This is a genomic window from Xenorhabdus koppenhoeferi, assembly GCF_900116635.1.
Lineage (GTDB): Bacteria > Pseudomonadota > Gammaproteobacteria > Enterobacterales > Enterobacteriaceae > Xenorhabdus > Xenorhabdus koppenhoeferi.
The window spans coordinates 1-13,673 of the sequence record NZ_FPBJ01000007.1 but is presented as its reverse complement, the minus strand read 5'-3'; the positions used below and the strand labels follow the sequence as shown (position 1 = coordinate 13,673).

Below are 13,673 nucleotides of genomic sequence, written 5' to 3'. Positions count from 1 at the left end.
ATTTTGATAATTTCTACCGCCCTTTGATAGTACGATACAATGCAGATGCAGGGTTGTTCAACATTCGATTAACGCCCCCTTCAACCATTTGCTGAAACTCACGCCTGACTGCTGCATCATTACCACTAGATGATTGCTGCTGTTGCGGTGAACTAATATAGAGATCACCCATACTGAAAGATACTCCACCAGCATTAGCGGCTGGCTGCATACCGTACATACGTTGAACCGGTTGAGTGATAGAAACAGGCTGAGAGCCGCCAACATAACCACCGGAAGCATAGCCTGTCTTCGCGCTATCCATTAAGCGGTATAGGTTAGCGATACCTAAACGCTGAGTGGCCTCTTTGGTGAACACGAACTCACCACCGTGAACAACGCCTTTAGGTTCATATTTGCCACCATTACCAGTATAGCCACCACCAGCAAATCCAAGAAAACCTCCAACTGCTGTGCCACCAAGAGCCGTTTTCATGGCTTGCAACATAGCCATTTGCACTAGCATCTTAGTAATCATCTCAAGCACTGATTTAGTAAATCCGGCAAAGTCAGCCTTACCAGTAAGTAAAAAATCAGACAGGCTATTACTCATCCCTTCAAAGGCAAACTGGCTGATTTGGGCTACATTTCCGTAAACATCAGTTGCCTTATCCTGAAACTCAGAAAATCCTTTTTGTATTCCAGCCTCCCAATTTCCTCGCATGGAGTCCTCTTTTGCGTAATAATCCTCTAAATCCTTTTTATCTTGGGGTGTTTTCTTCCCACTTAACGCTAACTCCCGCTGTTGCAATCGACTAGATAGCCCCGCGTTCTTAACTAAAGCCTCACCTCTTGCTCTGATTTCATCAGTACGTTGGCGCTGTTTGTCTATTTCATCATTTAATTTCTTTTGAATAGCAACCTTGTCACCATAGATTGCCAATTCTCGTTGTGACGCTAAAACACTTTCCTTTCGCAAAAGCAAAGATTGTTCATCTTTTGTTAGCTGCCTGGTTTTACTTGCTTCTTCAAGTATGGCTATCTTAGCTTCCATATCCCAAAGTTTTTTACGCTCGGCACTAATAACATCACTGACCGTTTTATGCTCTTTAAGGACTACTAACTGAGCTTGCAGGGATAACAAGGCTTGATTTGCTGCTTCATCGGCACGAGTGCCGGCATCAACTTTAAACTTAGGTTCTTTGGGTGGTTTTTTACCAGTGCCAGGCATTTTACGGTCACGGTACTTATAGTTGATCATTTTCTTTGCTTCTTCGTACTGCTCCTTGGTTAGCGCATATTTTTCAGCCTCTAGTTTCGCTAGCTTTTCATTTTTGTGGGTTTCCCAGCTTGCATAATTATTATGCCATTTTTGGCGAATCCTAAACTTTTCAATCTCTATCTGCTCGGCGTTCTTTTTAGACTGTTCCCGTGCATTTTTGATATCAATTTGAAACTTTTTTTCTTTAAGAGTTTCTAGCTCATTCTTAATGTCATCAACAGAAATTCCCGTTCTGTAATAAAAAATACCTTTTGAGGCAGGGTTAGTCTGGAATTCAATCAGCTCTTCTTCCCATTCTCTGATGGTATCATCCAGAGTACTTTTTCTGCCGATATTAAGCATTTCGTCCCAAGCGCCTTTAGCTGCATTTTGGATACCTACCCATGCAGATTCAAGAAAGCCGAGATTATCAGTTATATCGTTTACCCCATCGTTAATAGACTGAGCATAGGCATCAATAGCGATTCTGGCCGCAGCGGTAGTATTGCCCTGTAATTCTAGTGTGCGGATTTGCTCCAATTGTGCAGCGGTGAGGTGATGATTGGCTTTTTCCAGTTCCAGTGACATTTGTAACGGTTCATCCTGTAACCGTTTGAACTGGTTTATTGTCGTCTCAACGGCCTGACCGGTAATGTAATTCATCTGTGCAGCCGCATTCGCAATACGGGATATTTCATTGTCCCTAAACAACCCTGTGCCAACCACGCTAGCGATAGATGTTGCCATTTCAGAACGGGTGATTCCACTACCTGCCATTACCCGCGCCATCTCATTCAGCTGGCTAGCTGTTTTATTGGCGTAATTCCCCGTTAAAATGAGTTGCTTATTGAATTGGGTGAATTCCTTTTCTGCTTCGTAAGCAACCTTAGTGATACCGCTCACCACTGTGATTACTATGCCAATTCCACCGCCGCGCAATAACCCGCCCATGCCTAATATGCTTGCGATATTTTTAAAACTACTAATAATGGCCTTATTTTTCCCACTTAAGCCGTTAGTGGCCTTACCCGTTTCCTTTAATTTATTGATATAAATCTCTGCCGCAGAGCTAACACCTAATTGTGCTGCTCTATGTCTCAGTAGCTCATTACGGCTGAGATTTTGGGTGGCTAGCTGATCTTTTAATCGGGCAAGAAACATCTGACCGGCTGCCGATTGTTTCGCATCAGCATCGGCCATCTGTTTCTTTTTACCGATAATGTCAGACAGAATATTGCGGTAAGACTCAAGGTCTAGCTTCTCGGACTGTCTGGCTTTTCTGGCCTCAGCCTGAATCTTGGTTAACTGCTCTGTCGCAGTCGCATTGCGTTTAATAGCATCGATCTGTTTAAAGAATGCTTCTGCGACTTTATCTTGTTCCGCTGCGAGGACTTTTGAAGCGGAAGCTGTTTGCCGTTCCTTCGCTGCCAGCTCTGCAATACTTCGGTGTACCCTGTCAATTTCTTTCGCCATCGCAGCAGAAGCAGAGGCATTCTTTTCTGACTCGCTGGATAACTTACTGGTGGAGTTACTAGCCTTTTCAGCGGCATCTTTGAATGAGTTTAATTTCTGCTCACCCCTCTCAAGGTCAGAGGTGTTAACCTTTAATGAGATAGTTGCTACATCAGTCATTCTTGTTTCCTTCGGGTATAAAAAAACCTCCCGAAGGAGGTCGTTAAGTATTTGATGCGGATAATACGCGGGGATTTACTCCATACTTATTCTGGAAGTCATTTCCCATTTTTTCACATGCGGATGCGATGAATTTCTAATCATATAAATTACAAACCAAAATATGGCTTATTAATATCTAGTGAATCTAACTGCTCTAAAAATTTCTTGATGTTATTTTGAACTGAACGGTTCACAGATTCTCTAGCTCTTGTCACCCCAAGAAATGCATAACTAAATGGAACGATGCCATCTGCCGTAATTTCGCTGCTATACAAAATCTCACCATTCGCTCTGTCAATTAATTGATACTTTGCAATTGATAATGTTCTCATTTCAGCCCCAAACGCAGGAGCATTGAGCGCTAGCACCTTTACAGATAAATTAACCTTTTTAGATGTGTCATCTTTGAAAATTGTATTTCTCGCTAAAGCATCATCAAGTGCCGACTTCCAAAAAGCAGGAACGGCCTCCATTCCCGCCTCAATATCTCCTTTTTTTTCGCTTGGTGATGCAAGGGAAACGGATACTGATTTTAACTCTGCGTCAATTTTATGACTTGATGGCTGGATATCCTGCACAACAAAATTGAGTGGCGGCACTGATTGACAGCCAGATAATGCAATAACTCCCAGTACAACTAATAGTAGTTTTTTCATGATTAACCATTCCATTAATAAGTTAAATATATATTAACATTGGAGGAATGTAATTAAACGTAAATTAGTCACACTTTTATTTTATTAGATCACCTATTTATTTGATTAACCGTGAACTTTCCAATTGCATTACCATCTCATTTCTTATGCATAACTTCGAGCGACTTCATTTCCATCACTCGAATATCGTTAAATACGGTCGCCCGGTCTTTGATGTTGAGATAATCCATGACCTGATTTAATGGCGTGTAATCCAGACCCGTAGCGCCATTCATGCCAACACGCCATTGTGTCCGCATTGCGCTGAACGCAAGGTACGACTCCCACACATCAGGCCACACCTCAACATCATATTCCTCGGGAACGAATCCGAATGCCCGTTCAAAATCAGCGGCATCTCTTGCACTCATTCCCCCATACATGGATTCAGCGACCGCGATCAGTTTTTTTCGCGATGACCCAACAATTCGTTGTAATACGTGGTTGTGATTGCAGTTGTGGCGGACGGGTAGTTATCCAGCAACAATTTGAGATTGTCCGCGTTATAGGGTTCTTCTATTGCCCAATCAGCAATAATCTGCTCAAAAAATTCCTGAGCGGACATTTCCCGCATTTTATCCAGTTCACTGATCGGCTTGTGATGGAAAGTGAAGGTGACAACTTCCGGTTTTTCTTGACCAGCAACGGGTATTTGCACATTTGCCTTGAACTTGGGGTTAGGAACGAGTGTAAATGTAGCCATCTAAAAAATCCTCAAAAAGCCCCAAAAGGGGCGATTGCGTTATTGGGTTATTCTGCGTTGGTGTAAATCTGCATTTCAGATTTGAGAGAGAAACGTGCGGTGACGTTTTCCAACTCGTTCATGGCAGTATTGGGGACACGCTGGAACGACACGGAAGCCGTGTAATAGCGATCTTCTGCCGCGCGTTTGTTGAAAAAGCGGATGGCAGTAATCTGTTTACTGTCATCCAGCAACATAAGCAGCTTACGAATAGGCAGTTTGGCATCATGAGCAAAGGTATAGACCTGAACCACACCGTTTTTATAGGTGTCGATGGTTTCTGCCTGCTCATCTTCCAGGAACTGAACTTCTTGCGTTTGCTGCTCGCCGCCCTCAGTTGAAAGTGTCATCACCTGCGGCATGACTTCCCATGTCAGTACTTTTTTCAATGAACCCGCCCCACCACCAACAGGAAAGGTATTTTTATCTGAGGTGTTCAGCCCCTCAAGCGTGATGCTTTTATCAGTGGCCGTTTTGACACGGTAAGCACCTGAGGCCTTTTTCCAGCCAGAACTGACATGAACGATGTCACCTTTAGTAATGCCAGCAACCGACTCAACCGTCAGCACCACCTCTTCTGCGTTAGATGCCGCGGAGAATTTCACTTCATCCCCGTATTTGCTGGCAAGATAAACACGGGAACCATTGGGAATGTTATAGGCCATCATAACCTCTTTATATATGCGTAAAAAAAGCCGCGATTGCGGCTGTATTATCGAATTGCGTTACATTGATAGGATGTTCGTATGGGAATGGTGTAATTTGCACCATCCTGTATGGCAGGAAAGATATTCGGCTCATCGTTGAGATATAAATTGTCGGTTAATGACAAGCCGTTCTGTAGGGATTCAGTTACTCGGTCAGCAATACCCGTCAAAGTTGAGTCACCCGATCCAGATTTGCCCACAATATTTACCTGAATCACACCACGGAAGACGGGCATATCTAACGACAATCCGATGTTTTGCGTTGCTGCGGGCATAATATGCAGTTGAAGATAAGGATCGTTGATATCATCAAACGGCATATTGGGCCACGCGACATTAAGACTTTCCTGTTTGGCTATTCCGGCTATTAGTACCCGAATAGCGCCATTTATCATTGACTGGTTCATGATTTTGTCTCTATAGCCGCATCACTAAAGAATTTCTGAAACTCCTGTGCGGTTACCGCAATCATACCATTGGGGGCTTGTGTTGAATGCCCCATTTCAAGGGGGTAGGCATAAGGCACTACGTTTGAGAAATAGACCGCTTTCACCCCAACCTTAAACTGTCCAATCATCAAATCACCCACGGCCTTGGTCATATTACCGCTTTTATCAATGCGTCCGGTTTCTTCTGTAGGGATCTCATCAAATGTCACCTGCCAGTTACCACGGAACCGACCACCTGTGTACCCCGGTGGGGATTTGATTTCCATAGAGTCGCGTGAACGGACACGTTTTTTTAACTGGCACTTTTTGGGTTGCTGCTCGTTCCAGTCATGAACTGCTTGATTGTATTCTCTCGCCGTTTGGTTAGTTTTCCATAGTTCAGGATTACCCACAGGAGACATGATAATCAGTCGTGACAATATTTTAATAAATACCCCTCTTGATGCCGCTTCAATATTGCCTTTGGATTTATTCACAAATGCATCAATGGAGGTCATAAACGGATCTGCCATATCACGCCCTCAACTGAGATTGATAGCACAGAACGACATCAGCGGGCTTGACGGGATTAGGTTCAATGACCCTCAGCCAGACTTCATCCACCAGCACCAAATCCCCCTTAGCTATCTGCGCATTTGGAGAAAAAACCATCTTGATATCCGTAGATAACACCAAAGAGCCATCAATTTCATTAGGGTTATATCTGGTCTTTACACCGACAGTATTAAACCGGTTCTCCAGTTCGTGATGTTCCCTGCCCTCGTCATCAACCCAATGTCGCCCCGACCGTTTTACCTGAAATTGAGCGCCATACTTTTTCAGTAGCCGTTCAGCCGTTTTCTGCATTCTGGGATAGAAAGTTGCCATATCAACCCCTGAATACTTTAAATGTCATCCCACTACCGGATAGAAATTCACGCAGCATAGCGTTAAACCAAGGGAGATTCGGTGAGCCTGAATTAGTCCCTTCCGCATACGTTACCGACACAGCACCACTAACCGCCTCAGATAACACTTCACCACCAATCGTAGGGGTTAAATCGTACTCCAACGAATCAACAGCCAGCCGGCATTGGGCATTAATTAACTGCGTAGGGATCACATCATCCGGCACTTGTCCGCCATCGACATAAATTCCCTTGCGCGGAAATGCCAACGGTTGATTTTTGTTAGCCTTACTCCCTTTCCATCGCTTCGTAGAGAGATAGTCCATCGCCTGAAACAAGAGATGCGGCAGAACACTATCATCAGGCAGTGAATAACCTCGTTGCATGGCAAATTGTTTTAAGTCATCCACATTGGCGTAACTATTGAACGCTGGCGAGTTTTTATCTGAATCAATCATGCTCACCTCGAAAGTAAAGGGGCATAAAGCCCCTATTGATTACTCGCCGCTCTTTGTTCCTTTGCTGCCAGAGACAGCCTTACCGCTCAACACTGCGGCAAACGGTACGTTTTTTCGGTCAAATTTCCGCACCCAATTACCCGCTTGGGCAATGTCCGTTGTTGATGGCGTTTTGTTTGGGTCTTCTTCTCCCAACCAGCTAAATCCCGCTGGTTGCAGGATAAAAGTCTTGCGTTCCCACAACACTTCAGCTCCCCCACCGTTACCACCTGATGCTTTGCGATCCAGCTCAACTGGCGTGTGAGGGTTCCCGCTACCATACCCAAATGCTCCACCACCAAAGAAGACAGTGAGATAACGCCCATCTTCATATTTCAGGCTGTCATCCATGAAAAGCGGTTTGCCCAAATAGGTTTGCAGGATAATACGACCTTCTGAGTCACGGATGGTTTCAATCAGGTTCTTAGTCGCCATCTGTTTCATAACCACAGAGTGGACACCAATAGCGCTGAATGTGTCAGCTGCGTCACCAGCGGTAAATGCAGCGTCAATCAGATTATTAGCCGAGATTTCATCTCCACCTTGAATCACCATGTCGCTATCATTTTTCGCAATGTTGCTGCCAATAACCCCGCGCGCCGTACCGATCAGGTAGCGCTGCCACTGACGAGTCCAGTAAGTGCCAAAGCGGTTACGGATATGAGCCATCGGTTCACTGTTTGCTAATTCTGCCGCCAAATCAGCAACTCCATAGCCCTTATTCAGGAACAATACGCGAGATTTCAGGCTGGATTGAGAGGCTTTCCCTACCTTACCAATTTGGTCAGGATCATCTGAGGTCGCATTAGGTGCTTCGTTCGCGTCTAAGTCATTCCAGTAGTTAATCGTTGCCGTACCCTGACTATCAGATGCTATGGTGTCTAGCTGAGGCAGGCGAATGATAATGCCTGACTCAAATACGGCGGTCTTTTCTGGGCTATTCTGTGGTGCGATTGCTTGATAATAATCACCACGAAAAATATCGGATAAACGGGTTGTTGCCATTATATCTTTTCCTTACATTACTGAGTTTTTTGGAGGCGTTTAAATTCCTCGGGATCTTCATCAAATAAACGGATGCGCTCTGCTTCCGTATAATCGTGCCAAGTTTTACCGCCGCTTCTGGTGACCATGGAGCGTGACTGACCGTCTCCGGCGGTTCCTGTCGCCTTGCTACCGATAACAACCGGCGCAAACAGCTTGTTGCTACGGAATTCTTTTTCCAAATCGTCGATGGTTAATGCTGACGGCTTACCTTCTGCATCTATGACGCGCGTCTTGCCTTCTTCAACGATTAGCCGTGATTTGATATGAGGCATGAGCAACTGTGCGCTATCGCCAGCTAATTTGGTTGCCAGAGACTGAGCGACGTTATCCACCAGCAGCGTGCGCAGATTGCTGTCTTTATCTTCGAGTTGGGTTAGCAGCTCTTTTTCACGGGCAGTGAGCTTTTCAGACCAGCTTTTTTCCAGCGATTCAATATCCCCGTTTTTACGAGCTTGTTCTTCGGCGGCTTTTTTTGCTGCTTCTTCCGCTTGACGGCGCTTCTCTTGTTCTGACTTCTTCTCAGAAAGCAATTCATCCACTTTCTTTTGCAGACCGGAAACATCAGGGATTTCTGGCATCCCTTCAATCTGCAACTGATACTTGCCGTTGTTTTCTTTGTACATGGCTTTCTGTTCATCAGTCAGTGCGTCAAATTCTTCTTTCGTTAATGCAAATTTAAACATCGTAAACCTCGGGTTTTGATGGTGCAGTCACCGACTGCGGACAATAAAAAAGGCCGCCTCAGCGACCTTGTGAATTGTATGAGCCGATTATTCATAACCAGCCTCTCTGAATACTTGTTCGTCAATCTGCTTGAGTTTATCCAGTGAAATAAACTCACCTTTATCTGTGTAGAATTGCGAAGGGTGCATGCCACCTTCTTTCATCAGCCGGAAACGCGTTTCGCCAAACACTTGCTTCTGTCTCCACTCTGATTGTCTCTGTATCCATTCAATGAATGTTGTATTCTCTGGCACCTGACCATCCATAGATGCCCGTGTGCCTTCACCCATTTCATCCGCATCAATACCGAGTTCTTGCCACGATCTCACCACCAGCGTTTCCATTGAGCGACAATTAAAATGAATTTTACCGGGGCCTTGCAGGTAAGGGACTTTGTGGCCAATAGGTTTGCCGCTCAGAGTGTACTTAAGCCCATCACGGATAATGCAGTCATTGGACGTTTTGTTATCCAGCGTTGACACCCAGCGCTTACAATCAAGGATATCTTTATTGGCTTCTGCGAATTGATCTCTCGCTACTGCTTGTAAATGACTGACTGCTGTTTTAGCGATAGTGGTCGCATTAGCCCGACTCATTTGCAAAGCGCCGTCTTTATGCCCTTGATTGGCATGACCTCTAATCTTTCGACCAATCTCAACCGCACTGTCACCGTTCAGGTAACCATTGCGAACCGTATTACTAATACGAGCCATACGGTCTTTTTCCAGACCGTCAGCCCATTCGGCTAATAATTTCCCTTGAAACGGACGCGCCATCACCGATGAATACAACATTTCTTCTGTAACACCCACCAGCGGGTATTGTCTTAGAATGACATCAGGCAATAGGGAGTCAAATAGCGACGGATAGTAGCCAATCTCATAGCGGGCATGCTCTAACATTTCACGGGACAACACAGAAAATGCACTTTCAACCGCATTTTTGTTTATCATTTTGGCGCTATAAAGCAATGACTCTAAACGCCTCGCTGTGAAACTGTCAGTATCAATGCTGGCATCATCCAGCGCGACAATTAAGGAGGCTGTGAGTTCAGCATCAAATGCATTCAGCGCCTTCACCATTTTACGGGCAACTCCTGCGCCATACCGGCCGGAAAATAAGGCGTGAGCAATCAACTCATCCATTATTATTTCATTGATGGATTTCATTTATCACTCCAGCATTTCAGGTTCTTTGTTTCTTAACTGATCTTCAATGTCCTCTGGTCGCTCATCTTGAGGAACAATATTGATGCTTTGCAAATACCGAATGAAATCGACTTTACGCATCTCACCCGATTGGACAGCGGATAACAGAACCGAAATAGACGCAGAATCAAGTTGTGCAATGTCATAGAGTTTGTTCAGCTCTATTGTGGCCTCACCCGAACCCGCAAACTGGATGCAGAACTGGAGTGCGCGGTTAAATGCCTGCTCCACGTTTCCGGCACATAGCGACAAAATAGAATTATCTGTCTGCGCCTCGTTCTGTGCCTGCGTAGCCGTCCGTGCTGATGTGCCGCGCTCCACCAGCTTAGCCCCCAACATTGCCATTTGTTTTTCACGGCGTTCAGCGACAGTTATCTGTATATTCCGTTCTTCCGGTTGAGCGAACTTCATATCGGCATTCTGGGGAAGTAACACCCCGTTACGAGATCCCACCGTAAAACCATCAGAGAAATATTTATCTGCCCATGTTTCAGTCAGCCCCGTTAAGGCGACCATTGGTTGTCCCACTGTGTGCGCTGATTCCGCGATATCAGCTTCGGCCTGATAATGCTTAATATTCACATAGGCAATATCCGCCAGTGGCGGTGCATCAGGTGTATGATCATTGTTCATCGAACCTATCCATGACCACGGCAGCTCAGGTAATGGCTGTCCTACAGCATCTTTCAGTTCAACCCAATCGCCAGCTATTAAATTGCTGTCCTGATACCAATGTCGTGAATATGCCCTGCCATCAATGAGCCGCAACTCAATCCAGCGATCAATCAGTTGCAAATCAAAATCATCTGAGTCTCTCGGCTCTTTGTAATGCATCACAACCAGCGAAGTTTTCCCCTTTGTCACCCGCCAGTTAATAATTTCCTTTGCTGTAAACAACCGGATATAGGGACGACCTTTTTCAGCCTCTGACTGAATACCTGAGCCTGAAAAATCACTTAACAGACCTGCTCGCCCACGCTGCAATACCTGAGACAACGAATCGCGTATCATTTGCGTCAGGGGCTGCCCTTCACCATCAATATCAGTTTCCAGATATTCAACACCGCCTGAGATATTGATTTTGACGGGTTTATTAAATGCAATCCCCAGTAACCCACTCAACGTACGCCCCGTCGCGTTAATAAACGAGGCACGGAGAAGATATCGCTTGTAACGTTCATTATGTGGATCATCCCTGTTTTTTTTATCTGCCGGATGTGGCAAATATTTTTCTTTCCGGCTCTTAACCACCCGCTCGCCATCAACACAATCACCGATCATGTTCCATTCTGGCAAAAATTCGGTGTATGCCGGATGTCTGTAATCAACGTTTGTATTCATGTCAGTTCCAGTTGAAATTGAGTTCTTTTGCGAAGCGCAGAGGTTTATGCAAGATACGATATCGTGTTGCATCCCAATCATGATCTTCCTGCTCAGTGTCAACATCATCAGGATTTTTGCTATCGCGCACTAATACAGGAATACGACTAATCCAGCCCCGGCAATAATCAAACACATAGAAAGCGGGTTTTTCCGGCAGGCCTGATTCTGACTGTTTACCCTCAATGACGGCCTCCAGCATATCCGCAAAGATTGATGCACCATTGATACGGGAGCCGGGCTTTTTGTTAGCCTCCAGCCATGTCACACCCTGCTTTTGCATTTTCTGTGCAATTGAGTCTTCGTTATCGCCTGTGTTAAAAATGGAACTGTCAGCGGGGCCAGTAATCACTTTTTTGCAGATACCGGGCATAATATTTAACTGACCCTGTGTCTTGCCGCCCTGTTTAATCTCGTCAGGTTCTGCAACATCCTCGCCAGTGAGTCTGCTGTCAATCCACCTCACCCCTTTTGCTACATTGGTAGAGGACATATTCAGCCCTTTATTCAACTCATCAGGCGGACAGCCGTACCATTCACCAATGAGAATCAACGTTCCCGCGGGCGGACAGAATTTGCGGCCATCTGATAATGTGGCTTCTGTGCCGTCTGACTCAGCCCACCACAGATTAGCGAACGGTTTTGATTCACCCCAGTCATGAGAGCGGTCAACTGTCCAGCTATCCGGTATTTTGAATGGTTTAATAACGTGATGATTCGCATTCCAAAGATGGTCGAAGCGACCACCGCTGGTAACATCCCACGAACCCTCAACCCATGCCTTTCTTCTGTTCGGGTCCTTAATGTTCATTAATGTGGCAATGTATTGCGGGTCAAGATAAGGGTTCTCTTTGAACGAGCCATGAATAGCAACACGGGTCAGGGTGATGTCTTCTTCTCGTTCTGTCTGAGGGTTAAATACCGCCTGAGTCTCACGGATAACCGTTCCGCGCGGTGCGGGTTCAATAAACCGTTTCTTAACCCATGTATGACCAATGCCGAAGGGGTTAGTTGTACTAAATGTTTCTAACGGGATGGACCTTAACAACGTACCATCTTCACGCGGGTAATCCTCCGGCCTGAATGACGAACGCCGACAAGAGAACATGACTTCATAAAAATCAGGCGACTTCTGTTTGGTTAATTCGTTAAATCCAATGAACGGGAACTCCTGCCCGTGATAATCCCAATAATCATCCGCTTCCTTGCCGAACCGAAATAACAACTCTTCACCCGTCGGCCACACCCAGCGTAATTCAGATGCTGATGCCAGAAAGCGAGCGCCATCTTTAAACAGGCGATACATGCGCTTTGACTGGGTAATGATATCCGCAAGGTTTTTATATTCAGTATCGAATATCACCCCACGCCAGAATGAACCGTAACCAACCCCGACATTGCGTCGAAATCGGGCTAGTTGTGCTGCTGTTTTGCCGGGTCCTCGTGTCCCTTCATACAGAATTTCATTGCAGGGGCAACTTAATGATAACGATTGTGAGCCAGTAAGCGGCTTCCAAACCACATTGTAATTCATCCACCTAATACCTCACCTTGCTGCTTCTGTGCTGTTTTTTCCCAGTCATCAACATTGTCACAAGTAGGAACTGGCATGATGTTATGTGTAGCCACCACCTTTTGATCAATTTGTTCTTTAAACGCCTGAACGCTGATGTGCTTGCCTAACAGCTCTAGATTTTTCACTTTATCCGGCCACTTGATTTTCTTGAGTAACGCGGCGGCATCTTGTGATCCCGTCTCAACCACTTCCAGACCGGATAGCGTGGTACGCCAGACTTTAGGCCAGTCTTTTACGGGTTTCAGTTCGCCACCATCAGCGAGAATGTCGAGCACGTCCATCTGGTCAATTTCAACCAACCGTTTCAATACATACGCGGCATTGATACCTACCTCTTCATTGCGATCGGCTTTAAGTTCAGCAATGCGTGATTGGATGTCAGGTTTTGACAGGTTTTCAGACGCAGTGCGGTTAGCAGTCCTTTCGCTGTACCCCGCACGAATGGCCGCTTGTGTGGCGTTCAAATCAACGAGGTACTCGCGACAAAACATCTCTTGTTTGTCGGTGAGTGCCATTTTATTTCCTTATTTCGAAAACAGTCCGCCGCATCGACTTTCGCGATTAACGAACTGATGTATCTCTTCGCGGACTATCTGGCGGATGTGGTCAGCCTGAGCTTGGTTTATCTTCGCTGTGTCAATGAATGCCTCTTTCACATGAATACCCGCTGCGACTCGGTAAACCTTCTCTGCTTTTTCTATGATGGCCTCGGCGTTCTTCTCTACTGCTAGTGTCATACCTGCGTCATAGACTTTCTTGGATTCGCCTAATAAGTGCAATTTCTAAGAAAGGCGGTCAGTTGCTATAGTAGGCATCTTTCTCGCCAAAGGAAAATGCGCTATGGCCTA

At 45.5% G+C, this 13,673-nt stretch carries 16 protein-coding genes; all 16 read right to left on the bottom strand.

Features of this window, described 5'->3' with window-relative positions; genetic code table 11:
* Positions 1 to 13: 13 nt before the first annotated feature.
* Entirely contained in the window at positions 14 to 2,872 is a 2,859-nt protein-coding gene (locus BM329_RS03535; protein ID WP_092548996.1) for a phage tail tape measure protein, read from the bottom strand.
* A gap of 149 nt (positions 2,873 to 3,021) precedes the next feature.
* Positions 3,022 to 3,570 (bottom strand): putative periplasmic lipoprotein, encoded by a 549-nt coding sequence (locus BM329_RS03530; RefSeq protein ID WP_092548993.1) that lies wholly within the window; start codon positions 3,568 to 3,570, stop codon positions 3,022 to 3,024.
* A gap of 137 nt (positions 3,571 to 3,707) precedes the next feature.
* On the bottom strand, positions 3,708 to 3,992 hold the full coding sequence (locus BM329_RS03525; RefSeq protein WP_092548990.1) for a DUF1799 domain-containing protein: 285 nt from the start codon (positions 3,990 to 3,992) through the stop codon (positions 3,708 to 3,710).
* Between the two features lie 17 nt (positions 3,993 to 4,009).
* On the bottom strand, positions 4,010 to 4,312 hold the full coding sequence (locus BM329_RS03520; protein ID WP_092548987.1) for a phage tail assembly chaperone: 303 nt from the start codon (positions 4,310 to 4,312) through the stop codon (positions 4,010 to 4,012).
* Positions 4,313 to 4,359: 47 nt separating this feature from the next.
* Positions 4,360 to 5,016: a phage tail protein gene (locus BM329_RS03515; protein WP_092548984.1), complete on the bottom strand. Its 657-nt coding sequence runs from the start codon at positions 5,014 to 5,016 to the stop codon at positions 4,360 to 4,362.
* Between the two features lie 47 nt (positions 5,017 to 5,063).
* Positions 5,064 to 5,465 (bottom strand): phage tail terminator-like protein, encoded by a 402-nt coding sequence (locus BM329_RS03510; protein ID WP_092548981.1) that lies wholly within the window; start codon positions 5,463 to 5,465, stop codon positions 5,064 to 5,066.
* Positions 5,462 to 6,019 carry a hypothetical protein gene (locus BM329_RS03505; RefSeq protein WP_092548978.1) on the bottom strand — a complete coding sequence of 186 codons (558 nt, stop codon included), beginning with the start codon at positions 6,017 to 6,019 and terminating at the stop codon, positions 5,462 to 5,464. The genes BM329_RS03510 and BM329_RS03505 overlap by 4 nt, the downstream gene beginning before the upstream one ends.
* 1 nt (position 6,020) lies before the next feature.
* The gene (locus tag BM329_RS03500) at positions 6,021 to 6,374 is read right to left on the bottom strand and encodes a hypothetical protein (RefSeq protein ID WP_092548975.1); all 354 of its coding nucleotides are present in this window, start codon (positions 6,372 to 6,374) and stop codon (positions 6,021 to 6,023) included.
* Between the two features lies 1 nt (position 6,375).
* Positions 6,376 to 6,852, bottom strand: a complete 477-nt coding sequence (locus BM329_RS03495) for a DnaT-like ssDNA-binding protein (RefSeq protein ID WP_092548972.1) — start codon at positions 6,850 to 6,852, stop codon at positions 6,376 to 6,378.
* Between the two features lie 39 nt (positions 6,853 to 6,891).
* Positions 6,892 to 7,896, bottom strand: a complete 1,005-nt coding sequence (locus BM329_RS03490) for a phage coat protein (protein ID WP_092548969.1) — start codon at positions 7,894 to 7,896, stop codon at positions 6,892 to 6,894.
* Positions 7,897 to 7,913: 17 nt separating this feature from the next.
* Positions 7,914 to 8,621 (bottom strand): hypothetical protein, encoded by a 708-nt coding sequence (locus BM329_RS03485; RefSeq protein ID WP_245759000.1) that lies wholly within the window; start codon positions 8,619 to 8,621, stop codon positions 7,914 to 7,916.
* 87 nt (positions 8,622 to 8,708) lie between these two features.
* Complete coding sequence (locus BM329_RS03480; protein WP_092548966.1) at positions 8,709 to 9,830, bottom strand: phage minor head protein; 1,122 nt, start codon at positions 9,828 to 9,830, stop codon at positions 8,709 to 8,711.
* Positions 9,831 to 9,833: 3 nt separating this feature from the next.
* Positions 9,834 to 11,210, bottom strand: coding sequence for a DUF4055 domain-containing protein (locus BM329_RS03475; protein WP_092548963.1), 1,377 nt, complete (start codon positions 11,208 to 11,210; stop codon positions 9,834 to 9,836).
* A 1-nt stretch (position 11,211) separates the two neighbouring features.
* Positions 11,212 to 12,783 (bottom strand): terminase family protein, encoded by a 1,572-nt coding sequence (locus BM329_RS03470; protein WP_092548960.1) that lies wholly within the window; start codon positions 12,781 to 12,783, stop codon positions 11,212 to 11,214.
* Positions 12,780 to 13,340 carry a terminase small subunit gene (locus BM329_RS03465; RefSeq protein WP_092548957.1) on the bottom strand — a complete coding sequence of 187 codons (561 nt, stop codon included), beginning with the start codon at positions 13,338 to 13,340 and terminating at the stop codon, positions 12,780 to 12,782. Before BM329_RS03465 ends, BM329_RS03470 begins: the two co-directional genes overlap by 4 nt.
* A gap of 9 nt (positions 13,341 to 13,349) precedes the next feature.
* Positions 13,350 to 13,562 (bottom strand): hypothetical protein, encoded by a 213-nt coding sequence (locus tag BM329_RS03460; protein ID WP_092548954.1) that lies wholly within the window; start codon positions 13,560 to 13,562, stop codon positions 13,350 to 13,352.
* Between the last annotated feature and the right edge of the window lie 111 nt (positions 13,563 to 13,673).